Below are 26,328 nucleotides of genomic sequence, written 5' to 3'. Positions count from 1 at the left end.
GACGCAAGATCTGCCCACCGGCATCATCTTCTTCGGGGAGGACGGCATGGATTACGAAGCGTTCTTCGGCAATGCGATCACCGGACTCCACCGGGAGGGGCGCTATCGCGTCTTTACCGATCTGGAGCGGCAGGCGGGGCGATTTCCCTACGCGACGCATCACAACCCCGGCGGCGCGCGCGAGGTCACCGTCTGGTGCTCCAACGACTATCTCGGCATGGGCCAGCACCCGTCGGTGCTGCAAGCGATGCACGAGGCGATCGATCGATGTGGAGCCGGCGCGGGCGGCACCCGCAACATCTCCGGCACCAACCATTATCACGTGCTCTTGGAGCAGGAACTCGCCGACCTCCACGGAAAGGAAGCGGCGCTGATCTTCTCCTCCGGCTACGTCTCGAACTGGGCGGCGCTCGGCACACTCGCCTCGAAGCTGCCGGGCTGCGTCGTCTTCTCCGACGAGGGCAACCACGCCTCGATGATCGAGGGCATCCGTTCGAGCCGGGCCGAACGCCAGATCTTCCGCCACAACGATCCGGAGGATCTGGACCGCAAGCTCGGGCTGATCGAGCCGGGCCGGGCCAAGCTCGTCGCCTTCGAGTCGGTCTATTCGATGGATGGCGACATCGCCCCGATCGACGAGATCTGCGACGTGGCCGAGGCGCACGGGGCGCTCACCTATCTCGACGAGGTGCACGCGGTCGGCCTCTACGGCGCGCGGGGCGGCGGCATCTCGGAGCGGATGGGGCTCGCCCACCGGCTCGACGTGATCGAGGGAACGCTCGGCAAGGCGTTCGCCGTCCATGGCGGCTACATCACCGGCTCGACCCAGCTCTGCGACTTCGTGCGCAGCTTCGCCTCGGGCTTCATCTTCACTACCTCGCTGCCGCCCGCGGTCGCGGCCGGCGCGGCGGCGAGCATCCGCCACCTCAAGGCGAGCAGTGTCGAGCGGGCGCGGCATCAGGAGCGGGTGGCACGGGTCCGGCAGGCGCTGGATGCGGCGGGCATCCCGACTTTGGCCAACCGCAGCCACATCGTGCCGGTGATGGTTTGCGACCCCGTGCTGTGCAAGGCGATTAGCGATACCCTGCTCGACGAGTTCGGCATCTACGTGCAGCCGATCAACTACCCGACCGTGCCGCGCGGGACGGAGCGCCTACGGATCACGCCCTCGCCGCTGCATTCGAATGCCGACATCGACCATTTGGTGAACGCGCTGAGCACGATCTGGCGGCGGATCGGGCTGAGCAAGGCGGCGGCGGAGTAGGGCGCCCGCGCCCTACATCTTCTTTTCGAGCGCGGCCTTCACCTGCATCAGCTGATCCCACACCACGCCGGGGCTCGTGCCCATCGCCTCGAGGACCGCGTTCACGCCCCAGAACAGGCCGAACAGGATCACCGGCACCAGGATCCAGCCGAGAATCTCCTCGCCGCGATGGCGCGACTTGCGGCGGCGGCGGCGTCTCTCGCGGGACGTCAACGGCTTCGGCCGCGCCGGAGCCGGCTGTGGCGCGACAGGCGTGAGGGGCTCCTCCTGCGCGTCGCTCGTCATGCTACCCCCATTGCTGGCCGATGCCGGCCCCTCTGGCAGAGCGCGGCGCCGCCCATATCCGGGAGCCGGCGCAGGAACGCAACCCGCGCCGGCCTCGAAGGCCGCTCACTCCTGCGAATGAGCGGCCACGCACTGTCAGACTTTCAGCGGAACCTTCGGCACGGTGCGGACGGAGCCGCCACCGGAGGATCCGCCGCCGGACGGACCACCATCACGCTTGGCCGCCCTCTTGCGCGGCACCGAACGCGGCTTCGAGCGCTTACGCTTGGCCGCATTGGCAACGTCCGTCTCCGGCTTCGGGGTGACCGGTCCGGCGGGGAACTCGAAACCGAGTTCCGCCTTGCCCTTGCCGTCCTCGGCCTCCGGCTTCTTCAGCACCACCTTAACGGCACCGCCGTCCTTGAGGCGGCCGAACAGCACCTCGTCGGCGAGCGGCGTCTTGATCGTGGACTGGATCAGACGGGCCATGGGGCGCGCGCCCATCGCGTCGTCGTATCCGTTCTCCACGAGCCACTCGCGGGCCTCGTCCGACAGCTCGATCGTGACGTTGCGGTCGGCGAGCTGTGCTTCGAGCTGGAGCACGAACTTGTCGACGACCTTGGCCACGACCTCCTTCGGCAGGTGGCCGAACGAGATGATCGCGTCGAGGCGGTTGCGGAATTCCGGCGCGAACAGCCGGTTGATCGCCTCGACGTCGTCGCCCGTGCGCTTCGATTGCGTGAAGCCGTAGGCCGACTTCGCCAGATCGGAGGCGCCAGCATTCGACGTCATGATGATGATGACGTTACGGAAATCGACCTGCTTGCCGTTGTGGTCGGTCAGCTTGCCGTGATCCATCACCTGCAACAGGATGTTGAACAGGTCCGGATGCGCCTTCTCGATCTCGTCGAGCAGGAGCACACAGTGCGGGTGCTGGTCGATCCCGTCGGTGAGCAGTCCGCCCTGATCGAAGCCGACATAGCCGGGCGGGGCACCGATCAACCGCGAGACCGTGTGGCGCTCCATGTACTCCGACATGTCGAACCGCAGCATCTCGACGCCGAGGCTGGCGGCAAGCTGCTTGGCCGCTTCGGTCTTGCCGACGCCGGTCGGGCCGGCGAACAGGTAGGAGCCGATCGGCTTGTCGGGATCGCGCAGGCCAGCACGGGCGAGCTTGATCGCCGAGGTCAGCGCCTCGATGGCGTTGGTCTGGCCGTAGACGACCCGCTTCAGGTTCTCGGTGAGGTTCTTCAGAACCACCGCATCGTCCTTCGACACGGTCTTGGGCGGGATGCGCGCCATCGTCGCGATGGTGGTCTCGATCTCCTTGACGCCGATGGTGCGCTTGCGGCGCGCCTCCGGGACCAACATCTGCGAGGCGCCGGTCTCGTCGATCACGTCGATCGCCTTGTCGGGCAGCTTGCGGTCGTTGATGTAGCGGGCCGACAGCTCCACCGCCGCCTTCACGGCCTCGGTGGTGTATTTGAGCTTGTGGAACTCCTCGAAATACGGCTTCAGCCCCTTGAGGATCTCGATCGTGTCCGGGATCGACGGCTCGTTGACGTCGATCTTCTGGAAGCGGCGCACCAGGGCGCGATCCTTCTCGAAGTACTGGCGGTACTCCTTGTAGGTGGTCGAGCCGATGCAGCGCAGGGCACCTGAGGCCAGAGCGGGCTTCAAGAGGTTCGAGGCGTCCATCGCACCGCCCGAGGTCGCACCCGCACCGATCACGGTGTGGATCTCGTCGATGAACATGATGGCGTTGGGATGCGCCTCGATCTCCTTCATCACCTGCTTGAGGCGCTCCTCGAAGTCGCCGCGATAGCGGGTGCCGGCCAGCAGCGTGCCCATGTCGAGGGAGAACACCGTCGCGTCGGCCAGAACTTCCGGCACCTCGTGCTGGATGATCTTGCGCGCGAGCCCTTCCGCGATCGCCGTCTTGCCGACGCCGGGGTCGCCCACCAGCAGCGGATTGTTCTTTTGGCGGCGGCAGAGCACCTGAATCGTGCGCTCGACCTCGGAATGGCGGCCGATCAGCGGGTCGATCTTGCCGTCGCGCGCCTTCTTGTTGAGGTTGACGCAGTAGGCATCGAGCGCATCGCCCTTCTTCTTGGGTCGCGCTTCGGTCTCCTCGCCGCCCGGACGCTCGGACGCGGCCTCCTCCTCGGCGCCGCGCACAGGCTTGGCCTCGGACGCGCCGGGCCGCTTGGCGATGCCGTGGCTGATGTAGTTCACCGCGTCGTAGCGGGTCATGTCCTGCTCTTGCAGGAAGTAGGCGGCGTGGCTCTCGCGCTCGGCGAAGATCGCGACGAGCACGTTGGCCCCGGTCACCTCCTCGCGACCCGAGGACTGGACGTGAATCACCGCACGCTGGATGACCCGCTGGAAGCCAGCGGTCGGCTTGGCGTCCTGGCGCCCGTCGCCCGTCAGATTCGAGAGTTCGGTGTCGACGTATTCGACGAGATTGCGGCGCAGTACGTCGGTCTCGACGTTACAGGCTCGCATCACCGCGGCAGCATCCTGATCATCGACGAGGGCGAGCAGGAGGTGTTCGAGGGTCGCGTATTCGTGGCGGCGCTCTCCGGCCAAGGCCAGGGCGCGGTGGAGGGCTTGCTCGAGGCTACGTGAGAAGCTGGGCAATGCTCTGGCCTTCGCTGGATGCCTATTTCTTTTCCATAACGCACTGAAGCGGATGTTGGTGCTTGCGGGCGAAATCCATCACCTGCGTCACTTTCGTTTCCGCGACCTCGTAGGTGAACACGCCGCACTCCCCCACACCATTGTGGTGGACGTGCATCATGATCTGGTAGGCGTCGTCGTGGCTCTTGTTGAAGAACCGCTCCACGACATGCACGACGAATTCCATCGGCGTGTAATCGTCGTTGAGCAGCAGCACGCGGTACAGGCTCGGTCGCTTCGCCCGCGGCTTGGTGCGGGTGATGATCGCGGTGCCCGAACGGTCGTCGTCGCCGGGGCTGCGCGGGGTTGAGGCCGCACGCACCGGAACTCGTCCCCGACCCGCCTCCTGCACGTTGTCCTTAATCAGCTTGGAAGACATCTGAATCGAAGCGACCTTGGTCTGGCAGCCTTCGGCGCCAGCGTCCCGGTGAGGGGCGCGGCGCTCAACAGGCAATCTATAGGCCGATCGGCGCCTGCGCCAGTGAGGTGCGCGAAACTGTCCGTACTGATTGAACGCGCGGCCAGCCCTGCGCCCACGCGCGAAATGCGGCGCGGCCGTCTTTGGATCCGATGACGAAACGCCGCATGGCGGACCCGACGCGGGCGACGCCGGCCTTCCCGAGCGGGTCTCGTCAAGACCGGCTTAACCCCTGTGGCGAAAGGACGATCTCGCACCCGCATCGGCCGGCATTAACGGCCGCGTAACCGCGTTCATCCTACCGTCTTCGACAGAGATTGCGGACCCGATGGCGGCGTTCGTGAAGGGTGCCAGCCGGGCTTGAACGTCCGACTGTCGAGGCGAAGGTTTCGAGATGCGTCGCGTAGAAGGCCGGCCCACCACGGGGTCCCGCGCTGTCGCCGTGCTGCTCCTGGCGACGAGTTTTCTCGTCGCAGTGGCCGACCCGGCCGAGGCAAAACGCCGAGGCCACGCCCGCAAGGCGGTGAGCGGGTACAACCCGCCCTACGCCGCCATGGTCGTGGACGTGAAGTCGGGCCGCACGCTGCACGCGGTCAACGAGGACGCGCTGCGCCACCCAGCCTCCATCACCAAGGTGATGACCCTCTACATGCTGTTCGAGCAGCTGGAGAAGGGCCGCTACGACCTCGACTCGCCGCTCTCGATCTCGGCCAACGCCGCCGCCCAGGCGCCGTCGAAGCTGGGGCTGCGCCCCGGCTCGACCGTCACGGTCGAAGAGGCGATCAAGGCGCTCGTCACCAAGTCGGCTAACGACGTGGCCTGCGCCATCGGCGAGAACATCGCCGGCTCCGAGCCGCGCTTCGCCGAGATGATGACGCGCAAGGCCAAGGCGCTCGGCATGAGCCGCACCCACTACGCCAACGCTTCGGGCCTGCCCGACCCCGACCAGATCACCACGGCCCACGACCTCACCCTGCTGGCCCGTGCGATCCAGGATCGCTTCCCGCGCTACTACCGCTACTTCCAGACCCGCTCCTTCGCCTTCCGCGGCCGGACCATCGGCAACCACAACCGCTTGCTCGGAAATGTCGAGGGCGTGGACGGCATCAAGACCGGCTACACCCGCGATTCCGGCTTCAACCTGATGACCGCAGCCAAGCTCGGCGACCGGCAGATCGTGGCGATCGTGCTCGGCGGCAAATCGGGCGCGAGCCGCGACCGGATCATGGCCGACCTCGTCCGCGCCAATCTGCCCCGCGCCTTTGCCGGCAGCCGTCAGACCGCGCCCGTGGTCGAGGTGGCCGAGCGCGGTCGCCCGGCGGTGGTCGCCGAGGCCGATTCCCGCACCCGTACGGTCCTTGCCTCGGCGGATGACGAAGACATCGAGACGACGAGCTCCACCAGCAACGCTCCGCTCGACATCCGGCCTGCCACCACCACGCCGGGATCGCGCCGCACCACCCTCCAGGCGCTGCCGGGCGCTGCCCAGGCCTATGCCGGCTCGGCGGGTCAGGCGCCGTTCCCGGGTACGGCCGGCAAGTCCACCGCCCGCTTGCCCGCCGTCGAGGGCGTCGCCTCCCGGGCCGAGGGCCCGCCGAAGGATGCCCGCGGCGACAGCGCCAAGCCGGTCACGCCGAGCCCCTGGGTGATCCAGCTCGGTGCCATGGACGACGAGGATAAGGCCAAGTCGATCCTCGCCGACGCACGCAGCCGCACCGGCATGCTCTCCAAGGCCGCGCCCTACACGGTGCGCGTGACCCATGGCGGCACCACGCTGTTCCGCGCCCGCTTCTCGGGATTTGCCGAACAGAGCACCGCGCAGGATGCCTGCGCCGCGCTGAAGAAGAACGGCTTCAACTGCTTCGCGACCCGGAGCTGATCGCCTCCAACAGCCCTCCTCGGTGCGGCTGCCGGCGCGTTCGGCCGGCGACCGCCCGATGACAGGAGCCGTATCAAGCGGCTTCGACGACCTTCGACATATCGACCCTGACAACGCGCGTGGAGTTCTAGCGATGTCGGTTCACCAGTCTGTCACGCGCCGCGTTCACGCGCGCCGCTCCCTCGACGCTGCCGCCCTGGTCGGGATGCAGCCGCTTCATCAGCGTCCGATGAGCCGCGCGGACGTCCTCCAGGGACGCCCCGCGCTCAAGCCCCAGGACCTGATAGGCCTCCTGCTCCGTCATCGACCCTGGCTTCGTCGGTCCGCCCGTCCGCGGGTCTCCGTCGACATCAGCGTCTACACGCCAGCCGGGGTGCCGGCGGTCGAGATACGCCTCTAGCCCGCGGGCGCCCTCGGGATCGTTGGCGCTCAGCAGAGCGGCCAACTCGATGAGCGCCTCTGACGGCACCGCCGAGAGGCGGCGGCCGGCGAAGGGTCCGACGAGCACGGTCCCGTCCATCGGCTCCCCGTCGGTGCCGAGGTCGAATTCGAGGGCGGCCGTCCGCACTTGCCGGGGCTCCCGGTATCCGCGCCATGCGCGGACCCGCCGGATCACGCCCGCCTCGCCCTCCGAGAGCCAGACGCCTCCTGCACCGAGCAGAAGGGCCAGGAGGAAGCTGCCGCGCAGCGACAGCACGAAGGCCGTTGCCAGCAGGACGTAGCCGGCGAGCAGGCGCGGCGTCAGGCCGAAGGGCAGGCGCCCGTTGCGGCGGCCGAGCCACCAGAATCCGATGAGCGCCAGAAGGCCGAGGGCGATGAGCATCCCGCGGTCATCGGCTGGTTCGGTGCGCGCGTAAAGCGCTCATCCGGTGCACGCCCACGGGGAGCGGGATTACAACCGCGTCTGCGCCACGTCGGCGGTATTCACCCGCACCGTCCGCACCCGGCCATCGCGCTCCACCAGCAAGCTCACCGGGCGGTCGAGCCCGGCTTCCTCGACCGCGGCGGTCAGATCCGACAGGCGGTGAACCGGGCGGCCGTTGGCGCCGACGATGACGTCGCCGATCGTGCCGGTGCGGGGATCGACGCCGCGCAAGCCGGCCTGCGCCGCCGGCGAACCGGGCAGCACCCGCAGCACCACGACGCCGTCGATGCCGAGCCGGGCGGCGGTCGCCTCCTGGCCGGCGATGATGCCGATGCCGGGATTGCGCACGCGCCCGTTCTTGATGAGGTCCGGCACCACCCGGTTCACGACATCGACCGGCACCGCAAAGCCGATGCCGGCGCTGGCGCCCGAGGGCGAGAAGATGGCGGTGTTGACGCCGATCAGGCGCCCGGCGGAATCGAGCAAGGGCCCGCCGGAATTGCCTGGGTTGATCGCCGCATCGGTCTGGATGACGCCCGACAGCTCCCGGCCCTCCTGCGTCGGCAGCCGCCGCTGGAGTGCGCTGATGACCCCGGTCGTCAGCGTGTGATCGAGGCCGAACGGGTTGCCGATGGCGAAGGCCGACTGCCCGACCTTGAGGTCGGCCGAGGTCCCTACAGCCAGGGGAGGGGGCATCTTGGCCACGCGGCCGAGCTGGAGCACGGCGAGATCGTAGCTCGGCGCCGTGCCGACGACCCGCGCGCCGATCACTTCGCCCGAGGCGAGCCGCACGGAGATCGAGCCGCCACCCTTCGTCGCGGCCTCGACGACGTGGTTGTTGGTGACGACGTGGCCCGCCGCGTCCCAGACGAAACCGGTGCCGGTCTGCGTGCCGGAGCCCTGCTGCTGTTCCCCTTGGCCGAACTCGTCGTCCGGCTCCATCAGCGCGCGCCCTTGCGCCGCCGCCTGGGCGAAGACGTGGACGACGGAGGGCGAGGCGCTGGCGAACAGATCGACGGTGGTCTTCTCCGCCGCCGAGAGATCGCCGCGCGCCGCGACCGAGCGGGGCGCGTTCGCCGAGTAGAAGAAGGCGAGGATGTAGGGCTGCGCCACGAAGGCGATCAGCAGGCCCAGCGTCACGCCCAAGGCGACGCGCACGAAGCGATCCGGCACCGACAACCTCAGCCCTGCTCAGCCATGAACCGCGCGACCCGCGCCGCGTCGGCGGTACGGGCTACGTTCAGGTTCTCTCCACCAAACTCCTGAGAGTCAGGTCCGTCGCGCCGAAAAGCGCGCGTCCGGCAATTGAGACTTAGCTGTGTCGGGTGTGGCGTCCAGTCAACAAATCCCCGCTTTCCTACACAGGGAAGCTGGGTGCGGCACCGCACCGAGGGATGCCCCTACGAAGAGTAACCAATTGCATACTGTTTCATACGCAGTGTCGTCCTACAGATGAAAAGGCATCGGTGGGTGGGTCCGGACCAATTCTTGGCGAAACCAAGGCAAGGTTCAGACGAGGAACTGCGACGAAACGGTGATCGAACGGCTATCGAGCACTCGAATTGATCGCAAAGCCGCCCCAGAGATGCTTCGATCGCCCTAGAACTTTGTACATACCGGCCCAGCGACGTCAGTCGTCGCCGCGATCCTTTCGCGAACGGGCCCGGTTCGAACAGGAAGCGCATGAGATGGAAACCGAAGCTCTCGAACGTCCTGCCGACCTGACGATCTGGCGCACCCTGCCGGCCTCGTCTCCCCTGGCCCAGCCGGAGCGCTACGACACCCTGCGCGAGGCGCTGCTTGCCGCCAAGGGCGCCCTCGGCGACCCCTCGAAGCAGCCCTGGATCATCACCGAGGAGGGCGAAATCCTCTCCCCGAACTGGATCCGCACCTACGTCAACTGATCGCGGCCTCAGCGCCCGGATCGGCAGGCCGTGCGGGTGCCGCCTCGGGGCATGGCTCCGGCCGGCTCACCAGCGTGACGAGCACGTAGGACACGATCATCAGCAGGAACCACGAGCCGAGCTTGGCCGCCGAGACCGGCGACCAGCCGGCCGCCTGGTTCGGGTAGAGCCAGACCCGGCTCGCCGTGCCGATGTTCTCGGCCAGCCAGATGAACCCGGCAACGAGGACGAAGCCGAGCAGCAGCGGCATCTGCCGGTACACGTGCCAGACCTTGAAGTGCACGACCGTGCCGCCGAACAGCACGCCGGTCGCGATGAACAGCATCGCCCGCATGTCGGCCACGTAATGGTGGCTGAAGAAGTTGAGGTAGATCGCCCCCGCCAGCGGCAGCGTGAACATCAGCGGCGGATGCCGGGTGAAGCGGAAGTCGAACAGGCGCCAGACACGGGCGATGTAGGAGCCGATGCTGGCATACATGAAGCCGGTGAACAGCGGCACGCCCATGATCCGCAGCAGGCTCGCCTCCGGATAGATCCACGAGCCGACGCCGGTCTTGAAGATCTCCATCGCCGTCCCGACGACGTGATAAAGCGCGATGACCTTGGCCTCCTCCCAGGTCTCCATGCCCAAAGCCAGCAGCCCGACCTGGATCAGGATCGCGGCGAGCGTCAGAAAATCGTAGCGCGAGAGCGACGCGTCGGCCGGGTAGAACAGGTGCGTGCCGATGAGCAGCGCGCAGATGAGGCCGCCGAACAGGCAGGCCCAGCCCTGCTTCACCCCGAACCTCAGAAACTCGTAGGCGAAGGCCGGCAGCCGGCCCGCGGCCTCGGCGCGCTTGCCGAGCCGGCGCTCGGCCGCGACGAAGCCTGCTAGGAACGGCCAGTTCCGCGCCGCACTTGGCTCCCTCCGCTGTGCCGCCATTCCGTCCAACCTTCCGCGCGCGCTCCCAGCGACCCGAGCCGCGGAAAGCGGCGGTTTGACGGTCACGCTCGCCTCGCCGCACATTCGGCGCGGCAAGCGCAGCGGGGAGGGGGCGTGCGGGCGAACGCGGTGGAGGATCGGGCTCACGCCCGGCGGCGGACGGAGCGCGAATTGCACCGGCTCGAAGCGCTGGTCGCGCGCAAGCGTTTCCGCAGGCGGAGCCTGCGGGCGCTGCGCGGATCGGCTGGCGCCGCGGCAACCTTCGGCGCTCTCCTGAAAGTGAAGGTGGTCGGAACGTTGGCCGGCAAGGCCGCCATCGCCGTCCTCGTCGGCCTCGGCTTCGCGTGGCCGGCGCTGGTGATCGGCGTGATCGGCGTCGTCGGGATCGTGTTGGCGGTGGTCAGCCTGTTTTCCGGCGAAGGCGGCCCCCACGGCTTCGACGTCGGTTGCAGCTGCGACTGCGCAGGCAAGGAGAAGCGGGCCGAACGGCTCAAGGCGCTGATCGCCCAGCGCAGAAGATGGCTAGCCGCGCCGTCGGGGCCGGCGCCGAGCGTGCGCTGGGATGCGCGCGGGCGCCGTCATCTGGCAGGCAGCCAGCGCAAGCGCGGCCGGTGAGTCCGGCCTTATGGACAGTAGCCGCGTTTGGTGGCTTGCCTATAATGCTCAAAAAATTCATCGTCTCCGCCGATGCCGAGACTGACGCCAGGAACAGACGCACGATGAGCTCCCGCATCCCCGATTTCGCCTCCGTCGCCTACGCGGCCGACGGCTTCAAGGCGCCGCCCCCGCCGGCCGGGGAGCCGTGGATGACGCCCGAGGGCATTCCGGTGAAGGGCTTCTACGGCCCCGAGGACCGCGAGGGCTGCGAGGGGATCGACTCGTTCCCCGGCCTGCCGCCCTACCTGCGCGGCCCCTATCCGGCGATGTACGTCACCCAGCCCTGGACGATCCGGCAATATGCCGGCTTCTCGACGGCCGAGGATTCGAACGCCTTCTACCGGCGCAACCTCGCCGCCGGCCAGAAAGGCCTCTCGGTCGCCTTCGATCTCGCCACCCACCGCGGCTACGATTCGGACCACCCCCGCGTCTCGGGTGATGTCGGCATGGCGGGTGTCGCGATCGACTCGATCTACGACATGCGCACGCTGTTCTCCGGCATTCCGCTGGACGAGATGACGGTGTCGATGACGATGAACGGCGCGGTGCTGCCGGTGCTCGCGCTCTACATCGTCGCGGCCGAAGAGCAGGGCGTGCCGCCCGAAAAGCTCGCCGGCACGATCCAGAACGACATCCTCAAGGAGTTCATGGTCCGCAACACCTACATCTATCCTCCCAAAGGATCGATGCGGATCATCTCGGACATCTTCGGCTACACCTCGAAGAACATGCCGAAATTCAACTCGATCTCGATCTCCGGCTACCACATGCAGGAGGCCGGGGCGACGCAGGATCTGGAGCTCGCCTACACCCTCGCCGACGGCGTCGAGTACATCAAGGCCGGCCTCGCGGCGGGCCTCACCATCGATCAGTTCGCCCCGCGCCTGTCGTTCTTCTGGGCGATCGGGATGAACTTCTTCATGGAGATCGCCAAGATGCGGGCCGCGCGCCTGATCTGGGCCAAGCTCGTCAAGGAGTTCGAGCCGAAATCCGATAAGTCGCTGCCGCTGCGCACCCACTCGCAGACGAGCGGCTGGTCGCTGACGGCGCAGGACGTGTTCAACAACGTCACCCGCACCTGCATCGAGGCGATGGCGGCAACGCAGGGCGGCACCCAGTCGCTCCACACCAACGCGCTCGACGAGGCTTTGGCGCTGCCGACCGACTTCTCGGCCCGCATCGCCCGCAACACCCAGCTCTTCCTGCAGCAGGAGAGCGGCACCACGCGGATCATCGATCCGTGGGGCGGCTCCTACTATGTCGAGCGGCTGACCCGGGACATCGCCGCGCGCGCTTGGGAGCATATCCGCGAGGTCGAGGCGCTCGGCGGCATGGCGAAGGCCATCGAGGCCGGCATCCCGAAGCTGCGCATCGAGGAGGCCGCCGCCCGTGCCCAGGCGCGGATCGATTCCGGGCGCCAGACCATCGTCGGCATCAACAAGTACAAGCCCGACGACGAGATGAAGATCGACCTGCTGCGCGTCGACAACGCCGACGTGCGTGCCAAGCAGATCGACAAGCTCAAGCGCCTGCGCGCCGAGCGCAACCAGGCCGACGTCGATGCGGCTCTGGCCGCCCTGACGAAGGCTGCGGATGGCGAGGGCAACCTGCTCGAACTGGCGGTGAACGCGGCGCGGGCCAAGGCCACGGTCGGCGAGATCTCGGAAGCGCTGGAGAAGGCCTGGGGCCGTCACCGCGCCGAGATTCGCTCGATCTCGGGCGTCTACAAGCGGGAGGTGGGCGGCATGTCGCCGGTGGTGGAGAAAGTCCGCGGCCTCGTCGAGGCCTTCGAGGAGAATGACGGGCGCCGCCCGCGCATCCTGGTCGCCAAGATGGGCCAGGACGGGCACGACCGCGGCCAGAAGGTGATCGCCTCGGCGTTTGCCGATCTCGGCTTCGACGTTGATATTGGGCCGCTCTTCGCCACACCCGACGAGGCGGCACGTCAAGCGGTAGAGAACGACGTGCACATCGTCGGCGTCTCCTCTCTGGCGGCGGGCCACCTGACGCTGGTGCCGGAACTCAAGGCCGCGCTGAAGCAGCAGGGCCGCGACGACGTGATGATCGTGGTCGGCGGCGTGATCCCGCCGGGCGACTACGATGCGCTCTACGCCGCGGGCGCCTCGGCGATCTTCCCGCCGGGCACCGTGATCGCGGAAGCGGCCGTGAAGCTACTGGGCGAACTCAACACGCGCCTGGGCTACGGCGAGCGGCAGGCGGCCGAGTAGTCCGCTTTTCCAGTCTCGGCGGGGGTCATGCCCCCGCCTTTCATTTGAATTTACCGGGATTCCAGGCGGCACCATGCCTCGCGTGGTGCCGCCTCATCGGATCGGCTAAGACGGCAGGGTCATTTTTCGCGCCCGCCGCTCCCGCATCCGTGCCCAACCGGCTGGCGCCTCCCGATACGCGACGGACTGGGCAATGGCCGAGGCAGACCACGAAAAGATCCTGCCCGTGATCCTGTGCGGCGGCTCGGGCACGCGGCTGTGGCCGGCTTCGCGCGAGAGCATGCCGAAGCAGTTCACGCCGCTGGTCGATCCGGCGACCTCGACCTTCCAAGCCACCGTCCGCCGCGTCGCCGACGAGGCCGTGTTCGCGAGGCCGACGGTCATCGCCTCGGCCGAGTCCCGCTTCATCGTCGCCGAGCAGCTCGCGCAAGCGGGCATCGCTGCCGACATCCTACTCGAACCCGAGCGGCGCGACTCCGCGGCCGCCGTCGCGGTGGCCGCACTTCACGGCGCGCGGCGCGGGCCGGAGACGGTGGTGCTGGTGATGGCCGCCGACCACGTGATCGAGGACGCCGCTGCTTTTGCCAGCGCCGCGCAGGAGGCGGCCTTGGGCGCCCGGCTCGGCCAGATCATGACGCTGGGCATCACCCCGACCCGGCCGGCGACCGAGTACGGCTATATCCGCACCGGCGGCGCACTCCCCGACGCGCCGGGCCTGCGCCGGGTCGAGCGCTTCGTCGAGAAGCCGGACGCGGCCGGCGCCGAGAGCCTGATCGGGGAGGGCGCCCTGTGGAACTCGGGCTACTTCCTGTTCCGCGCCGACGTGATGATCGCCGAGCTGGAAGCGCACGCACCCGACGTGCTCGAAGCCGCCCGCGGCGCGCTCGCGAACGCCGCCACCGATCTCGACTTCGTCCGACTTCAGGCCGAGTCCTTCGCGCGGGCGCCGAAAACCTCGATCGATTACGCGGTGATGGAGCGGACGACACGGGCCGGGGTGCTCGCCGTCTCCTTCGCGTGGTCGGATGTCGGTACCTGGGACGCGGTGTGGCAGGTGCTGGAACGCGACGCCCAGGGCAACGCCGTGCGCGGCCGCGTCGAACTCGTGGAGACCACGGGCAGCCTCGTCCATAGCGAGGGCGATGGGCTCACCACGGTGGTCGGCCTCGACGACGTCGTGGTGGTCGCGACCCCCGACGCGGTGCTGGTCGCCTCCAAGGCGAAGTCGGGCAAGGTCAAGGATCTCGTGACCGTGCTGCGCGAGAAGGCGCATCCGGAGGCGGATGCCCACCGCCGGATGTACCGCCCCTGGGGCTGGTATCAGCGCATCGATATCGGCGAGCGCTTCCAGGTGAAGCGGATCATGGTGACGCCGGGCGGGCGGCTCTCGCTGCAGAAGCATTTCCACCGGGCCGAACACTGGGTGGTGGTGAAGGGGACGGCCGAGGTGACGCTGAACGATTCAATCGTGCTCGTGCACGAGAACGAGGCGGTCTACCTGCCGATCGGCTCGATGCACCGGCTGACCAATCCCGGAAAGATCCCGCTCGAACTGATCGAGGTGCAGGTCGGCTCCTATACCGGCGAGGACGACATCATCCGGGTCGAGGACGTCTACGGGCGCTGAGCGCCGGAATCGGCCGATGGGTTGGCGAGGGCGCGCCCGAGCCGCGCGACATCCGCCCGGCCGCTCCTGAGCCCGAGCTTCGAGCGCCGCCACAGAATATCGTCGGGCGTGCGCGCCCATTCGTGCCGCACGAGGTAATCGACCTCGCGCGCGCTGAGATCGCCGCCGAAGGTCTCGCCGAGATCGGACAGCGCCCGCGCATCGCCGAGCAGATGCTCCAAGCGAGTGCCGTAGGCGCGGGCGAGCCGACGGGCGGTCGCCGCCGGGAGGAAGGGACGCTCCGCCACGAGCCTCGCCAGGAACCTCTCGAAATCCGCGCCGTCCATGTCGCCGCCGGGCAGGGGGGCGGTTCCGGTCCAGGGCGGCTTCAGGCCGGGCAGGTGCGGTCCCAGCCGGTCGAGGGCGTGCTCAGCGAGCCGGCGATAGGTCGTGATCTTGCCCCCGAACACGGAAAGGACCGGGGGACCGTCGGTGTCGAGTTCGAGCACGTAATCGCGGGTGACCGCCGAGGCGTTCGCCGCCGCGTCGTCATCGTAGAGGGGTCTCAGGCCCGAAAAGCTCCAGACCACGTCGTCCGGGCCGATCTGCCGCTCGAACGAGCGGTTGATGCAGGCGCAGAGATAGCGTGTCTCCTGGGCCGAGATGACGACGGGGCCAGGGCCGCCCTCATGCGCCACGTCCGTGGTGCCGATCAGGGTGAAATCGCGCTCGTAGGGGATGGCGAAGACGATGCGCCGGTCGGGCTGCTGCAGGATGTAGGCCTGATCGCCCTCATAGAGTCGCCGGACGACGATGTGGCTCCCCTTGACGAGGCGCACCTTCGGCCGGGCCTCGACGGCGAGCGTTCGCAGCAGGGTCTCGCCGACCCACGGTCCGGCGGCGTTGACGACGACCCGTGCCCGTACGCTCTCCCGCCGCCGTTTGTCGGAATCGTAGAGGGTGACGGTCCAGGCACCTTCGTCGCGACGGGCGGATTCGACGGCGGTCCGGGTGCGGATCTGCGCGCCGCGCTCGGCGGCGTCGAGCGCGTTCAGCACGACGAGGCGGCTGTCCTCGACCCAGCAATCGGAATAGCCGAAGCCCCGCGTCAGCCGCTTCTGAAGCGGCGCGCCGGCCGCGTCGCGATCGAGGCGCAGCGATGTCGAACCCGGCAGCGTCTTGAGGCGCGTGAGGTGATCGTAGAGGAACAGCCCGAGCCGCAGCATCCAGGCCGGCCGTAGCCCCGCATCGTACGGCAGGACGAAGCGCAGGGGCCAGACGATGTGGGGTGCGAGCCGCATCAGCCGCTCACGCTCGGCGAGCGCCTCGCGCACGAGCCGGAACTCGTACTGTTCGAGGTAGCGCAGGCCGCCATGGATCAGTTTGGTCGAGGCCGACGAGGTGTGTTCGGCCAGATCGCCCCGCTCGCACAACAGGACGCGCAAGCCCCGGCCCGCCGCATCACGGGCGATCCCGGCGCCATTGATGCCGCCGCCGATGACGAGGAGGTCGAACGGGTCGCTCACAGGCGGACCAGTCCGCTGACACTGACGACGATGCCGATCAGCACGAAGCCCCCGAGGCAGCGCCGCCACGGATTGACCCCGCGGACGATCTCATCGAGCGCCCAGACGGTGAGGCTCAGGAGTGCGACGATGCGAAGGCCCGCGAAGACCGGAGCCGGCAGGCCGGGCGTCGCCGCCTCAAGCAGCCATTCCAAGGCCGAGGCCGCGGCGAAGATCCAGAGCGGTAGGTTTGGCCATTGGCCGATCACGACGGCGCCGCTGCGCCGGTCGCGGAAGAACCAGTCGAAGACCCGGCGCAAGCGGGGCCTCAGATCGCGCTCGTGCCTCGAGCGGCCCGGATCGGCTCGCAGATCTTCGGGCTGATCCGGTCGAGATGCGGGCAGGCATTGGTCTGGTACCAGCCCCGCAATTCGGGCTGGTTCGGCGCGACATACATGGCCGTCAGCACGAAGCCGCCTGCGAGCACGATCAGAAGCAGGAGAAGGTTGCGCAAGGGACGTCTCCAATCCGACGGACCTCGGAGCGGAGGCCGGTTCATCGCGGCAGACGCGCGAAGGCCGGGAGAGTTCCCTGGCCGCCCTCGGCAGCGCCGTCATCGATGGCTGTCATCCAGCGTCAGAGGCCGGGTGTGAGTCAACGGCCCCTGTGAGCCGGGCAGGAGCCCGAGATCCTGAAGCCAGAGCATGGCGAGCAGGGCCGCGATCAGGCTGCCCAGCCCCATGAGAAGGGTGAGGTGGCGCCGCCGGACGATGATGAGGATCACCACGACGAGGAGGGCGAGCGAGAGCGCGAGCGTCAGCATGAGCGTCCTTCTACGACGATCCGAACCCCGGCGTCCCATGGCTTGATGCGACCGGGAGAGTCGCCATGTGTAGCGCCTGTCAACAGTCCAGACCCGACCATCAAAGTGCAGAGACGTGGATGACCGAACGAGATGCGGACCAAATCTGCTTTTCCCTCATGTCATCGAAACTTCACTGAACCTCTCCACTGAGCAGAGCTTGTAAGCCTGGCGTTGGGTCGATCGATGGGTGGACGCCGCTGCGCGACCGGCCGCGGCAGGGTCCGAGACCGTATGGCCCCGCGCCCGGCATCAGCGAAGTCCGCAGTCGATTCCTTCGAGGTTCAATGTCAGACGCGCTCAGCCTGCAGGACAGGGGTTCGGCACCGACCGAAGCCCGCTCGCCACGGGGCCCCAATCTCGACGGCCGGATGCATCCGGCTGGAATCGGCCTTTTCTTGCTCGTCCTGGTGGGAGGGCTTGGCTACGCGCTCTTCAACCTGATCACGGATATGCAGGCCGCCGGCCAGCCGCCGCTGGCGATCGGCGCCTTCGCGCTGCTCGGCCTCGCGCTGCTCATCGCTCTCGGCTTCGAGTTCGTGAACGGCTTCCACGACACCGCCAACGCCGTCGCGACGGTGATCTATACCCACAGCCTGCCACCGGTCGTCGCCGTGGTCTATTCCGGCGTCTTCAACTTTCTCGGCGTCCTCGTCTCGACCGGTGCCGTCGCCTACAGCGTCGTCACCTTGCTGCCCGTGGAACTGGTGCTGAAGTCCGGTTCGTCCGCCGGTTACGCGATGATCTTCGCGCTGCTCATCGCCGCGATCATCTGGAACCTGGGGACATGGGCGCTCGGCCTGCCGAACTCGTCCTCGCACGCGCTGATCGGATCGGTTCTCGGCGTGGGCCTCGCCAACCAGCTCCTTGCCGCCGAAGGCTCGGGCACCTCCGGCGTTCAGTGGAATCAGGCGTGGAGCGTGCTGCGGGCCCTGCTGTTCAGCCCCCTCGTCGGCTTCGTTATGGCGGCCCTGCTGCTGCTGACGATGCGGTTCGTGATCCGCAACCGCACCCTCTACCAGGAGCCGCAGGGTGACACGCCGCCCCCGCTCTGGATCCGCGCCCTACTGATCCTCACCTGCGGCGGCGTCTCCTTCGCCCATGGCGGCAATGACGGGCAGAAGGGCATGGGCCTGATCATGCTGATCCAAATCGGCGCCGCGCCCACCGCCTACGCGCTCAACCGGACCATGTCGGAATCGGCAACGCCGCATTTCGTTCAAGTCTCGGAGCGCGCCCGGACGGTGTTCCAGAACCGGGCGGACCAAGCCCCGATGCCGAGCCCGGCCGAGGGGCGCGTGCAGATCACCGAGGCGCTGGGGAAGAAGGACCTCGACCGGCCGGAGACCTATGCGGCCCTGGCCGCCCTCTCGGACGACATCGCCACGAAGGTGAAGGAGTACGGCGCGATCCGCCACGTTCCGGCGGAGGCGACGCCGAACCTGCGCAACGACATGTACCTCGCCTCGGACGCGATCCACAGCCTGAAGAAGCACGAGGGGCTCTTCGTCGGCGAGGAGGCCGAAACGCTGAAGGCCTACGAGACGAGCCTGAACGACGGCACCCGCTACATCCCGACCTGGGTGAAGGTCTCGGTCGCCCTGGCGCTCGGCCTCGGCACGATGGTGGGCTGGAAGCGCATCGTCGTCACCGTCGGCAGCCGCATCGGCAAGAAGCACCTGACCTACGCGCAAGGGGCGTCGGCCGAGATCACGGCCGCGGGCACGATCGGCCTCGCGGAGGCCTACGGCCTGCCAGTCTCGACCACCCACATCCTGTCGAGCGGCGTTGCCGGCACCATGGCCGCCAACGGCTCGGGCCTGCAATGGGCCACCGTGCGCAACCTCGCCGCCGCGTGGCTGCTGACCCTGCCAGCGGCGATCACCCTGGCCGGGCTGCTCTATGGCGGCCTGCGGTTCGTGTTCTGAGGCGAACCGAGGATCAAACGCCTGCGTACATCCGGCCGGGGTTGAAGATCCCGGCCGGATCATGCGCGGCCTTGATGCCGGCGGTGATGCGCATCAGCGGCTCGGGCAGCGGCTCGAAAACGGGGACGGCGGCGCGCAGAGTCTCGGGCGCGCGCACCAGGGTCGCGTGCCCGCTGCCGGCGGCCTTCACCGCAGCGCGGATCACCGCGGCGCCGGCATCGTCGGAGGCATCGGTGGCGAGCCAGATCAGGCCGCCGCCCCAATCGTAGAACCAGCGCGCGGCACGCTCGGCCGCGATCGCCGCGGTGACCGCCGGCCCGCGGGTCGGAGCGGTGGAGATACGCCAGATCGCGGCCGCGCGCGGTTCGGCCAGCAGGGTCGCGTCGCGCACGGCACGCCAGAGCGCGGCGCTCTCCTCACCCTCGACGACCTGCGCCGCGCCGTAGCGGCGCAGCAGGCGGCGCAGCTCGCCGAGGCGGTAATCGACCGATTTGGCGAAACCTTCGACGCGCATCAGCGTACGCGGCTCCGCGCCGCCGATACCGGCAGGCCAGTGGGCGGCGCCCGTCAGCTCGAACGGCGAGCCGAGGGCGGTGGCGAGCGCCTCGACCGCAGCGGCGTCGGAAAGGCCCGGCAGCACGAGGGTCGCGACCTGCTCCTGCACCGGCAGCACCTTGAAGGTGACCTCCGTCAGCAGGCCGAGCGTGCCCCAGGAGCCGGCCATCAGCTTCACGAGGTCGAGGCCGGTGACGTTCTTCATCACCCGCCCGCCGGACTTGATCGGCTGGCCGCGTCCGTTGACGAAGCGCACGCCGATCAGGCTGTCGCGGGCCGCGCCCGCATTGATGCGGCGGGGGCCGGAATTGTTGGCCGCCGCCACCGCGCCGAAGGTCGGCTCGCCGGTGGAGCCGAGGAGCGGGCGGTGATCCATCGGCTCGAACGGCAGCATCTGCCCGCGGCCGGCCAGCAGCGCCTCGACTTCGGCGAGCGGCGTGCCGGCCCGCGCGGCGACCACCATCTCGGCCGGCTCGTAGAGGGTGATGCCGGTGAGCCCCGTGGCGGCGAGCGTCGCCTCATCCTGCGGTGGGCGGCCGAGCGCCGCCTTGGTGCCGCCGCCGACGAGACGCAGCGGTTCCGATCGGCCGGCGGCCTGCGCCACGATGGTAGCCGCCTCCTGCTCGCTCGCCGGCGCGTATGAGGTCATCGTTTCCGTCCCGTGGGATTTTTCTGGAGCTTTGAGAAGCTCCCGGACTCAAACCCCGTTTGGCCGGAGGTGGCAAGCCGAGACTGCGCTAAGCCGACTTTGGGCCAAGCCGACCTTGGGCCAAGCCCGCGCCTACCGCGCGGCGGCCGGCAGCCGCTTCGGGAAGCGCTGGCGCACAGCGCTGCGCAGGCCGGCGATGTCGAGGAACCAGACGAGGGCCCCGTAGACGAGCATTCCGGCCGCGATGCAGGCGGGCAGAGCGAGCGCCGGCTCCAGGCCGCGGAACGGCAGCACGGCCAGAACCATGGCGAGGCAGGCGGCGGCGGTGAGGGCGAGGTCGCGGCCCGGCAGGCGCAAGCGCTCGATCCCCGTGAGCGCCCGCAGGCCGAGCACGGCGACCGCCGCGACGAGGCCGAGGGTCTGCGCGACGGCAACGCCCTGCGGTCCCAGCATCCGCGGCAACAGGACGAGGCCGACGGCGTTGACGGCCAGCCCGATGAGCGCAGCCGCGACCACCGGACTCGTCCGGCGTCGGATCTGGAAGATGGGATTGAGGGCGAAGTTCATGATCGAGAGGCAGAACAGGCCCGGGATCAGCAGGTCGGTGTAGTCCGCGAACGGTCCGCGAAACTCCTCCGGCACGATCAGCGCCTGGAGGGCCGGCGTCACGGCCCAATAGCCGGCGGCGCAGGGCAGGAGCAGCGCCACCACGATGGCAATGTTGCGCGCGACCTGCGTCTCGGCGGCCTCGCGGCCGTGATGCTCCTCGGCCTGCACGGCGATCTGGAACAGCAGCAGGTCGAGTGCGGCCCCGAGCGTCGAGAAGGCCCGCGAACCGAGATCGGCGGCGAGCGCGAAATAGCCGGCCTCGGCAAAGCCGGCGGTGCCGGCGATGGCGGCGCGGTTGAGGAAGGGCATGATCTGATAGACGGCGTTGGCCGCGATCAAGGGCAGGCCGTAGGCCGCGAACAGGTGCAGAGTTTCACGAGCTCGGCCATGGGGCAGGGCGGGCGCGTGCCCCAAAAGCCCGTCGCCCAGGATCTTGCGCATCGGCAGCACCGCCAGGAACTGGCTCAAGCCCCCTGCGATCAAAACCCAGACCGGCTGCGGAAACAGCCATGCCGTGCCGGCCATCAGCACGAAGGCCAGGACGTTCTTCCACACCACGAGCCGGAGATAGGCGCTGCCGATGAAGCGGGCGCGGGCGAGCGCCGCGTGATAGTCGAACAGCCCGATCCCGATCGCCGCGACCATGGTGCCGGCGGTCATGACCAGACGTCCCTCGGGGGTCGGATTGACCGCGATCCCAAGTCCGGCGCAGAGGGCGGCGGTGGCAAATAGCGCCAGCGCGATGACCCAGTAAGCCCGGTCGAGACCCTGGCGGATCCAGGGCTCGGCCTCGCGTACCCGCGCCGAATAGAACCGCGTCGCCGAGAGCCGCAGCCACTCGAAGAGGATCGTGTTGAGCACGACCGCGCCGGCCGTCGCCAGGGCGAACCGGCCGAAATCGGCCGGCCCCAGCATTCGGGCGATGGCGATGCCGAGGATGAAGTTCAGCCCGGCATTGAGGACGAAGGCGGCGATGACGGCCATGGGACGGGGTGCGCTGCTCGCTCAGCCTGGAGCCTGAGGACGAGACTCGCAGCTAGCCGCCAACAAAGCCTGAATTGTGGGGCGCCGGGCCGAAGTCGGAGCCGTGCTATGGGTCTGAGGTTCGAAACCGGGATTCGCGATGTCTGTCGATCTGTCCTTCGTCACGAAGGTCTTCGCCGCTTTGTTCGCCATCATGAACCCGATCGCGAATGTGCCGGTGTTCCTCTCCCTCACCGATGGCGCCTCCGACGCCGTGCGGCGGCACGTTGCGGTCAAGGCCGCTGTCGGGACCACGATCGGTTGCCTCGTCTCGATCGTGGCCGGGCAGGCCATCCTGGATGCCTTCGGACTCAGCGTCGACGACTTCCGTCTGGCGGGCGGGCTCATCGTCCTGACGATCGCGCTCTCCATGCTTCAGGGCTCGTCGAGCCAGACGCATGGCCGCAGCCCCAAGGAGAAGGAAGACCAGATCGATGCGGACAGCGTCGCCATCTACCCGCTGACCATCCCCCTGCTCGTCGGTCCGGGGACGATCGCGACGCTCATCGTGTTCGGCCAAACCGCCAAGGCGCAGGCCAAATGGCCGGAACTCGCGCTCGGTGTCGGCGCCTTTCTCACGCTTCTGACTGTCGCGCTGCTCTCGGCCCCCTGGCTCGGCCACCACCTCTCCGCCACGGCCACCGCAATCACGCGCCGCCTGATGGGCATGATCCTGGCCGCGGTTGCGATGGAGATGATCGTGACGAGCCTGCGCAACCTGTTCCCCGGCCTCAGCCATTGAGCCGCAGAGAGCGCTCCAGACGGCGGCGCTTCTCGACGCCGCGTTACAGCCAGCCCTTCGCCTTGAAATAGAGCAGCGGCACGATCGCCGAGATCGCGATCAGGGCGAGGCCGTAGGGGTAGCCGTAGGCCCAGTCGAGTTCGGGCATGTGCTTGAAGTTCATGCCGTAGAGCGAGGCCACCAGGGTCGGCGGCACGCCGACCACGGACACGACGGTGAGAACCCGGAAGGCGTTGTTCTGCTCGATGTTGATGAGCCCGAGCGTCGCGTCGAGCAGGAACTGGACGGTCTCGGAGAGTCGCGTCTCGAACTCGTCCAGCGAAGCGATGTCCTGCGCCAGCGTGTCGAAGCGCGGCGCGTCGCCCTCCTTGAGAGTCTGCCCGCACTCGCTCTTGGCGAAAGCGATGATGCGCCCGAGCCCGAGCAGGCTGGCGCGGACCTTCGACAGCGACTTGCCGTGGCGCCCCACCGAACGGAGCAGGCGGCGCAGGGCAAGGTCGCGCCGCTTCGGCGCGGTGGTGTCACCTTTGCGGGCGCCGGGCCGGGCGCCGGAATCGAAATCGAAGATGCGGGTGGAGAGCGCATCGAGATCGCCCGACATCTCCTCCAGCAGGTCGGCGAGGTTGTCGACCAGTTCCTCGACCACGAGCAGGAACATGCCCGTGCTGGTGCTGCCGTCGCCGTCGCGCTCGTCCACACGCTTCCGGACCGCCGCGATGGCGCGCATGTCGTGGAAGCGCACGGTGACGAGATGGTCCGCGTTGAGCAGGAAGCCCAGCGGCTTCAGGCTGAAATCGGAGCGGTCGAAGGTCACCATCGGCGTCGAGAGGGAGAGGCCGTCGCGGTTGCGGCGCAGGCGGCTCGACGACTCGACCTCGCTCAGCGCCGCGCGCGAGGGCACGCGGATGCCCGTCTTGCGTTCGACCTGCGCGGCCTCCTCGGCGGTCGGATCGTTCAGATCGATCCAGACCGCGTGATCGGGCAGGCTCGCGCCGCCTCCCGCGCCGCCGTGCTCGACCGCGCCGTTGGCCCCATGAAGGCTCATCATCGGGAGAATGTGTCCCCGTCCGTCCCAGGCGCGCGAGAAATTCGCGTGAAACCGCCGCAGCCGGGAAGAAGCTGCGCCTTGACTCAAAAACGCCACGCGCCTATCTCGCCAGCGTCGTTAGCACTCACTTGCTTGGAGTGCTAACAATCAGGTGGAGCGCGGTCGTCCCGGCCGCATGAAGACCAACCGCCATTCCGAAGCAAGAGGGCAGCTCATGAAGTTCCGTCCGCTGCACGACCGCGTCGTCGTCCGTCGCATCGAGAGCGAAGAGAAGACGAAAGGCGGCATCATCATCCCGGATACCGCCAAGGAGAAGCCGCAAGAGGGCGAGATCGTCGCCGTCGGCCCCGGCGCTCGCGACGAGCAGGGCCGCGTCAACGCCCTCGACGTGAAGGTCGGTGACCGCGTGCTGTTCGGCAAGTGGTCCGGCACCGAGGTCAAGATCGACGGCCAGGATCTCCTCATCATGAAGGAATCCGACATCATGGGCGTCGTCGCCCTCTAAGGCGCGCAACCCCTCCACCGCCCTTCGAGGCCGCCAGGGCTTTTGCCCTCGGCCGGCTTCAGGGCCCCTTCCATCATTCGAGGTAAACTCACATGGCAGCGAAAGACGTACGTTTCTCCGCCGATGCTCGCGACAAGATGCTGCGCGGCGTCGACATCCTCGCGGATGCCGTCAAGGTGACGCTCGGCCCCAAGGGCCGCAACGTCGTGATCGAGAAGAGCTTCGGCGCCCCGCGCATCACCAAGGACGGCGTCACCGTCGCCAAGGAGATCGAGCTCGCCGACCGCTTCGAGAACATGGGCGCACAGATGGTGCGCGAAGTGGCCTCGAAGACCAACGACATCGCCGGTGACGGCACCACCACCGCGACCGTACTGGCCCAGGCGATCGTCCGCGAAGGCGCCAAGTACGTCGCCGCCGGCATCAACCCGATGGACCTGAAGCGCGGCATCGACCTCGCCACGGCCGCCGCGGTGAAGGACATCACCGCCCGCGCCAAGAAGGTCGCCTCCTCCGAAGAGGTCGCCCAGGTCGGCACGATCTCCGCCAATGGCGACAAGGAGATCGGCGAGATGATCGCCCACGCCATGCAGAAGGTGGGCAACGAGGGCGTCATCACCGTCGAGGAGGCCAAGACCGCCGAGACCGAACTCGACGTCGTCGAGGGCATGCAGTTCGACCGCGGCTACCTCTCGCCGTACTTCGTGACCAACGCCGAGAAGATGGTCGCAGAGCTCGAGGATCCCTACATCCTCATCCACGAGAAGAAGCTCTCCTCGCTGCAGCCGATGCTGCCGGTGCTCGAGGCCGTGGTGCAGACCGGCAAGCCGCTCGTCATCATCGCCGAGGACATCGAGGGTGAGGCGCTCGCCACGCTCGTCGTGAACAAGCTGCGCGGCGGCCTCAAGGTCGCGGCCGTGAAGGCTCCGGGCTTCGGTGATCGCCGCAAGGCGATGCTCGAGGACATCGCGATCCTCACCAAGGGCCAGACCATCTCCGAGGATCTCGGCATCAAGCTCGAGAACGTCGCCCTGCCGATGCTCGGCCGCGCCAAGCGCGTCCGCATCGAGAAGGAGACCACCACGATCATCGACGGTCTCGGCGAGAAGGCCGACATCGAGGCCCGCGTCGGTCAGATCAAGGCGCAGATCGAGGAGACCACCTCGGACTACGATCGTGAGAAGCTCCAGGAGCGTCTGGCCAAGCTCGCGGGCGGCGTCGCGGTGATCCGCGTCGGCGGCGCGACCGAGGTCGAGGTCAAGGAGAAGAAGGATCGCGTGGACGACGCGCTCAACGCCACCCGCGCTGCGGTGGAAGAGGGCATCGTCCCCGGCGGCGGCGTCGCGCTGCTCCTGGCCAAGAAGGCGGTCGCCGAGCTGAAGTCCGACATCCCGGACGTCCAGGCCGGCATCAAAATCGTCCTCAAGGCGCTCGAAGCCCCGATCCGTCAGATCGCCAGCAACGCGGGTGTCGAGGGCTCCATCGTCGTCGGCAAGATCACCGACAACGGCGGCGAGACCTTCGGCTTCAACGCGCAGACCGAAGAGTATGTCGACATGATCCAGGCCGGCATCGTCGACCCGGCTAAGGTCGTGCGCACCGCCCTTCAGGACGCGGCCTCGGTCGCCGGCCTGCTGGTGACCACGGAAGCCATGGTCGCCGACGCGCCGAAGAAGGACAGCGGCGCCCCGGCGATGCCGGGCGGCGGCGGCATGGGCGGCATGGACTTCTAAGTCCACGCACCCGGTCGAAGAACGGAAGAGGGGTCGCCGAAAGGCGGCCCCTTTTTCGTCGCTGGCACCGCGGTTCCCCGACGATGAGCGGACGTGCGCGGATGCTTCCACGTGAAAAGCGCCCAGGGTTTATCCTATGCAGTGGCCGGAGGCGCCGAGCCTCGGGCAGCGTCGGCGCGTTGTCGGCCTGACGTTTGCGAGTACCGTGACGGACCGTATACCCGCCCCATCGCCCTCTGACCTCCATGCCCGCGAGACGATGCTGAGTCTGATGCAGGCGCTGACCGAGGGAATACGGATCGATAGCCTGATGGCCGATCAGCTTTCTCAGATCTCCGAGCGCGCCCGGCTCTGCGGCGAGGCCGAGATGGCCGACGGGCTGCTCGACGTCACGCGGCAGCACCGGGTCGCAGTCCTGGAAGGGCAGGGCCGGCTCGCCGCCGTCGAAGCGCGGTACGCGGTGCTGTTTCCGGAGATATAGGC

The 26,328-nt window shown here is 68.2% G+C and carries 24 protein-coding genes; 11 read left to right on the top strand and 13 right to left on the bottom strand.

What is annotated here, in order from left to right:
* Nucleotides 1–46 precede the first annotated feature (46 nt).
* On the top strand, nucleotides 47–1,264 hold the full coding sequence (hemA, locus tag OVA30_RS20675; protein ID WP_268176663.1) for a 5-aminolevulinate synthase: 1,218 nt from the start codon (nucleotides 47–49) through the stop codon (nucleotides 1,262–1,264).
* Nucleotides 1,265–1,276: 12 nt separating this feature from the next.
* On the opposite strand, the gene OVA30_RS20670 is transcribed toward hemA, so the two are convergent.
* The 3 genes from OVA30_RS20670 to clpS all read right to left on the bottom strand — a co-directional run bounded on the left by OVA30_RS20670 (nucleotide 1,277) and on the right by clpS (nucleotide 4,586).
* Entirely contained in the window at nucleotides 1,277–1,549 is a 273-nt protein-coding gene (locus OVA30_RS20670; protein WP_015824806.1) for a hypothetical protein, read from the bottom strand.
* 135 nt (nucleotides 1,550–1,684) lie between these two features.
* Nucleotides 1,685–4,168, bottom strand: a complete 2,484-nt coding sequence (gene clpA, locus OVA30_RS20665; protein ID WP_268176662.1) for an ATP-dependent Clp protease ATP-binding subunit ClpA — start codon at nucleotides 4,166–4,168, stop codon at nucleotides 1,685–1,687.
* Between the two features lie 22 nt (nucleotides 4,169–4,190).
* Nucleotides 4,191–4,586, bottom strand: coding sequence for an ATP-dependent Clp protease adapter ClpS (clpS, locus tag OVA30_RS20660; protein WP_268176661.1), 396 nt, complete (start codon nucleotides 4,584–4,586; stop codon nucleotides 4,191–4,193).
* A 433-nt stretch (nucleotides 4,587–5,019) separates the two neighbouring features.
* Here clpS and OVA30_RS20655 point away from each other — a divergent pair, with 433 nt between their 5' ends.
* On the top strand, nucleotides 5,020–6,504 hold the full coding sequence (locus tag OVA30_RS20655; RefSeq protein ID WP_003600921.1) for a D-alanyl-D-alanine carboxypeptidase: 1,485 nt from the start codon (nucleotides 5,020–5,022) through the stop codon (nucleotides 6,502–6,504).
* Between the two features lie 127 nt (nucleotides 6,505–6,631).
* On the opposite strand, the gene OVA30_RS20650 is transcribed toward OVA30_RS20655, so the two are convergent.
* Both OVA30_RS20650 and OVA30_RS20645 read right to left on the bottom strand, forming a co-directional pair.
* Entirely contained in the window at nucleotides 6,632–7,327 is a 696-nt protein-coding gene (locus tag OVA30_RS20650) for a J domain-containing protein (RefSeq protein WP_268176660.1), read from the bottom strand.
* A gap of 69 nt (nucleotides 7,328–7,396) precedes the next feature.
* Complete coding sequence (locus OVA30_RS20645; RefSeq protein ID WP_268176659.1) at nucleotides 7,397–8,542, bottom strand: S1C family serine protease; 1,146 nt, start codon at nucleotides 8,540–8,542, stop codon at nucleotides 7,397–7,399.
* Nucleotides 8,543–9,057: 515 nt separating this feature from the next.
* Between OVA30_RS20645 and OVA30_RS20640 the strand changes: the two genes are divergently transcribed.
* Nucleotides 9,058–9,273, top strand: coding sequence for a hypothetical protein (locus tag OVA30_RS20640; RefSeq protein ID WP_003600916.1), 216 nt, complete (start codon nucleotides 9,058–9,060; stop codon nucleotides 9,271–9,273).
* Here OVA30_RS20640 and OVA30_RS20635 read toward each other — a convergent pair.
* Nucleotides 9,266–10,195, bottom strand: coding sequence for a DUF817 domain-containing protein (locus OVA30_RS20635; RefSeq protein WP_268176658.1), 930 nt, complete (start codon nucleotides 10,193–10,195; stop codon nucleotides 9,266–9,268). The two genes, OVA30_RS20640 and OVA30_RS20635, sit on opposite strands and share 8 nt — an antisense overlap.
* Nucleotides 10,196–10,309: 114 nt before the next feature.
* Between OVA30_RS20635 and OVA30_RS20630 the strand changes: the two genes are divergently transcribed.
* The 3 genes from OVA30_RS20630 (at nucleotide 10,310) to OVA30_RS20620 (ending at nucleotide 14,707) form a co-directional block, all read left to right on the top strand.
* The gene (locus OVA30_RS20630) at nucleotides 10,310–10,810 is read left to right on the top strand and encodes a hypothetical protein (protein WP_268176657.1); all 501 of its coding nucleotides are present in this window, start codon (nucleotides 10,310–10,312) and stop codon (nucleotides 10,808–10,810) included.
* A 104-nt stretch (nucleotides 10,811–10,914) separates the two neighbouring features.
* Nucleotides 10,915–13,080 carry a methylmalonyl-CoA mutase gene (gene scpA, locus OVA30_RS20625; RefSeq protein ID WP_268176656.1) on the top strand — a complete coding sequence of 722 codons (2,166 nt, stop codon included), beginning with the start codon at nucleotides 10,915–10,917 and terminating at the stop codon, nucleotides 13,078–13,080.
* A gap of 193 nt (nucleotides 13,081–13,273) precedes the next feature.
* Entirely contained in the window at nucleotides 13,274–14,707 is a 1,434-nt protein-coding gene (locus OVA30_RS20620; RefSeq protein WP_268176655.1) for a mannose-1-phosphate guanylyltransferase/mannose-6-phosphate isomerase, read from the top strand.
* Here OVA30_RS20620 and glpD read toward each other — a convergent pair.
* From glpD to OVA30_RS20600, 4 genes are all read right to left on the bottom strand, one after another.
* On the bottom strand, nucleotides 14,695–16,212 hold the full coding sequence (glpD, locus tag OVA30_RS20615) for a glycerol-3-phosphate dehydrogenase (protein WP_268176654.1): 1,518 nt from the start codon (nucleotides 16,210–16,212) through the stop codon (nucleotides 14,695–14,697). The genes OVA30_RS20620 and glpD overlap by 13 nt on opposite strands.
* Nucleotides 16,209–16,511 (bottom strand): hypothetical protein, encoded by a 303-nt coding sequence (locus OVA30_RS20610; RefSeq protein WP_268176653.1) that lies wholly within the window; start codon nucleotides 16,509–16,511, stop codon nucleotides 16,209–16,211. The genes glpD and OVA30_RS20610 overlap by 4 nt, the downstream gene beginning before the upstream one ends.
* An 8-nt stretch (nucleotides 16,512–16,519) precedes the next feature.
* On the bottom strand, nucleotides 16,520–16,705 hold the full coding sequence (locus tag OVA30_RS20605; protein ID WP_012255824.1) for a hypothetical protein: 186 nt from the start codon (nucleotides 16,703–16,705) through the stop codon (nucleotides 16,520–16,522).
* Between the two features lie 99 nt (nucleotides 16,706–16,804).
* Nucleotides 16,805–17,014, bottom strand: a complete 210-nt coding sequence (locus OVA30_RS20600; RefSeq protein WP_003600907.1) for a hypothetical protein — start codon at nucleotides 17,012–17,014, stop codon at nucleotides 16,805–16,807.
* Nucleotides 17,015–17,340: 326 nt separating this feature from the next.
* Here OVA30_RS20600 and OVA30_RS20595 point away from each other — a divergent pair, with 326 nt between their 5' ends.
* Nucleotides 17,341–18,981 carry an inorganic phosphate transporter gene (locus OVA30_RS20595; protein WP_268176652.1) on the top strand — a complete coding sequence of 547 codons (1,641 nt, stop codon included), beginning with the start codon at nucleotides 17,341–17,343 and terminating at the stop codon, nucleotides 18,979–18,981.
* A 13-nt stretch (nucleotides 18,982–18,994) separates the two neighbouring features.
* On the opposite strand, the gene glcE is transcribed toward OVA30_RS20595, so the two are convergent.
* Both glcE and OVA30_RS20585 read right to left on the bottom strand, forming a co-directional pair.
* Nucleotides 18,995–20,185, bottom strand: a complete 1,191-nt coding sequence (gene glcE, locus OVA30_RS20590) for a glycolate oxidase subunit GlcE (RefSeq protein WP_268176651.1) — start codon at nucleotides 20,183–20,185, stop codon at nucleotides 18,995–18,997.
* A 132-nt stretch (nucleotides 20,186–20,317) separates the two neighbouring features.
* Nucleotides 20,318–21,778, bottom strand: coding sequence for a lipopolysaccharide biosynthesis protein (locus OVA30_RS20585; RefSeq protein ID WP_268176650.1), 1,461 nt, complete (start codon nucleotides 21,776–21,778; stop codon nucleotides 20,318–20,320).
* A 139-nt stretch (nucleotides 21,779–21,917) separates the two neighbouring features.
* Between OVA30_RS20585 and OVA30_RS20580 the strand changes: the two genes are divergently transcribed.
* Complete coding sequence (locus OVA30_RS20580; RefSeq protein ID WP_012255819.1) at nucleotides 21,918–22,559, top strand: MarC family protein; 642 nt, start codon at nucleotides 21,918–21,920, stop codon at nucleotides 22,557–22,559.
* A gap of 43 nt (nucleotides 22,560–22,602) precedes the next feature.
* Here OVA30_RS20580 and OVA30_RS20575 read toward each other — a convergent pair whose 3' ends face one another.
* Complete coding sequence (locus tag OVA30_RS20575) at nucleotides 22,603–23,607, bottom strand: magnesium transporter CorA family protein (protein WP_003603801.1); 1,005 nt, start codon at nucleotides 23,605–23,607, stop codon at nucleotides 22,603–22,605.
* A 214-nt stretch (nucleotides 23,608–23,821) separates the two neighbouring features.
* On the opposite strand from OVA30_RS20575, the gene groES reads away from it, so the two are divergent.
* From groES to OVA30_RS20560, 3 genes are all read left to right on the top strand, one after another.
* Nucleotides 23,822–24,112 (top strand): co-chaperone GroES, encoded by a 291-nt coding sequence (gene groES, locus OVA30_RS20570; RefSeq protein ID WP_003603800.1) that lies wholly within the window; start codon nucleotides 23,822–23,824, stop codon nucleotides 24,110–24,112.
* A gap of 92 nt (nucleotides 24,113–24,204) precedes the next feature.
* A complete protein-coding gene (groL, locus tag OVA30_RS20565; protein ID WP_003603799.1) occupies nucleotides 24,205–25,845 on the top strand; it encodes a chaperonin GroEL in 1,641 nt (546 codons plus the stop codon).
* 271 nt (nucleotides 25,846–26,116) lie between these two features.
* Nucleotides 26,117–26,326 carry a hypothetical protein gene (locus OVA30_RS20560; RefSeq protein WP_238507793.1) on the top strand — a complete coding sequence of 70 codons (210 nt, stop codon included), beginning with the start codon at nucleotides 26,117–26,119 and terminating at the stop codon, nucleotides 26,324–26,326.
* Nucleotides 26,327–26,328 lie beyond the last annotated feature (2 nt).

It is taken from the genome of Methylorubrum sp. SL192, assembly GCF_026672325.1.
GTDB lineage: Bacteria > Pseudomonadota > Alphaproteobacteria > Rhizobiales > Beijerinckiaceae > Methylobacterium > Methylobacterium extorquens.
Note: the sequence above shows the minus strand (reverse complement) of the source record. Positions and strands in the feature narration are given on the sequence as shown.

Excerpts from the sequence above, each read along its gene's own strand:
- hemA (WP_268176663.1), top strand. The coding sequence starts at position 47 with ATGGATTACGAAGCGTTCTTCGGCAATGCGATCACCGGACTCCACCGG.
- OVA30_RS20670 (WP_015824806.1), bottom strand. The coding sequence starts at position 1,549 with ATGACGAGCGACGCGCAGGAGGAGCCCCTCACGCCTGTCGCGCCACAG.
- clpS (WP_268176661.1), bottom strand. The coding sequence starts at position 4,586 with ATGTCTTCCAAGCTGATTAAGGACAACGTGCAGGAGGCGGGTCGGGGA.
- OVA30_RS20655 (WP_003600921.1), top strand. The coding sequence starts at position 5,020 with ATGCGTCGCGTAGAAGGCCGGCCCACCACGGGGTCCCGCGCTGTCGCC.
- OVA30_RS20650 (WP_268176660.1), bottom strand. The coding sequence starts at position 7,327 with ATGCTCATCGCCCTCGGCCTTCTGGCGCTCATCGGATTCTGGTGGCTC.
- OVA30_RS20640 (WP_003600916.1), top strand. The coding sequence starts at position 9,058 with ATGGAAACCGAAGCTCTCGAACGTCCTGCCGACCTGACGATCTGGCGC.
- OVA30_RS20635 (WP_268176658.1), bottom strand. The coding sequence starts at position 10,195 with ATGGCGGCACAGCGGAGGGAGCCAAGTGCGGCGCGGAACTGGCCGTTC.
- scpA (WP_268176656.1), top strand. The coding sequence starts at position 10,915 with ATGAGCTCCCGCATCCCCGATTTCGCCTCCGTCGCCTACGCGGCCGAC.
- OVA30_RS20620 (WP_268176655.1), top strand. The coding sequence starts at position 13,274 with ATGGCCGAGGCAGACCACGAAAAGATCCTGCCCGTGATCCTGTGCGGC.
- OVA30_RS20600 (WP_003600907.1), bottom strand. The coding sequence starts at position 17,014 with ATGCTGACGCTCGCGCTCTCGCTCGCCCTCCTCGTCGTGGTGATCCTC.
- OVA30_RS20595 (WP_268176652.1), top strand. The coding sequence starts at position 17,341 with ATGTCAGACGCGCTCAGCCTGCAGGACAGGGGTTCGGCACCGACCGAA.
- glcE (WP_268176651.1), bottom strand. The coding sequence starts at position 20,185 with ATGACCTCATACGCGCCGGCGAGCGAGCAGGAGGCGGCTACCATCGTG.
- OVA30_RS20585 (WP_268176650.1), bottom strand. The coding sequence starts at position 21,778 with ATGGCCGTCATCGCCGCCTTCGTCCTCAATGCCGGGCTGAACTTCATC.
- OVA30_RS20580 (WP_012255819.1), top strand. The coding sequence starts at position 21,918 with ATGTCTGTCGATCTGTCCTTCGTCACGAAGGTCTTCGCCGCTTTGTTC.
- OVA30_RS20575 (WP_003603801.1), bottom strand. The coding sequence starts at position 23,607 with ATGATGAGCCTTCATGGGGCCAACGGCGCGGTCGAGCACGGCGGCGCG.
- groES (WP_003603800.1), top strand. The coding sequence starts at position 23,822 with ATGAAGTTCCGTCCGCTGCACGACCGCGTCGTCGTCCGTCGCATCGAG.
- groL (WP_003603799.1), top strand. The coding sequence starts at position 24,205 with ATGGCAGCGAAAGACGTACGTTTCTCCGCCGATGCTCGCGACAAGATG.
- OVA30_RS20560 (WP_238507793.1), top strand. The coding sequence starts at position 26,117 with ATGCAGGCGCTGACCGAGGGAATACGGATCGATAGCCTGATGGCCGAT.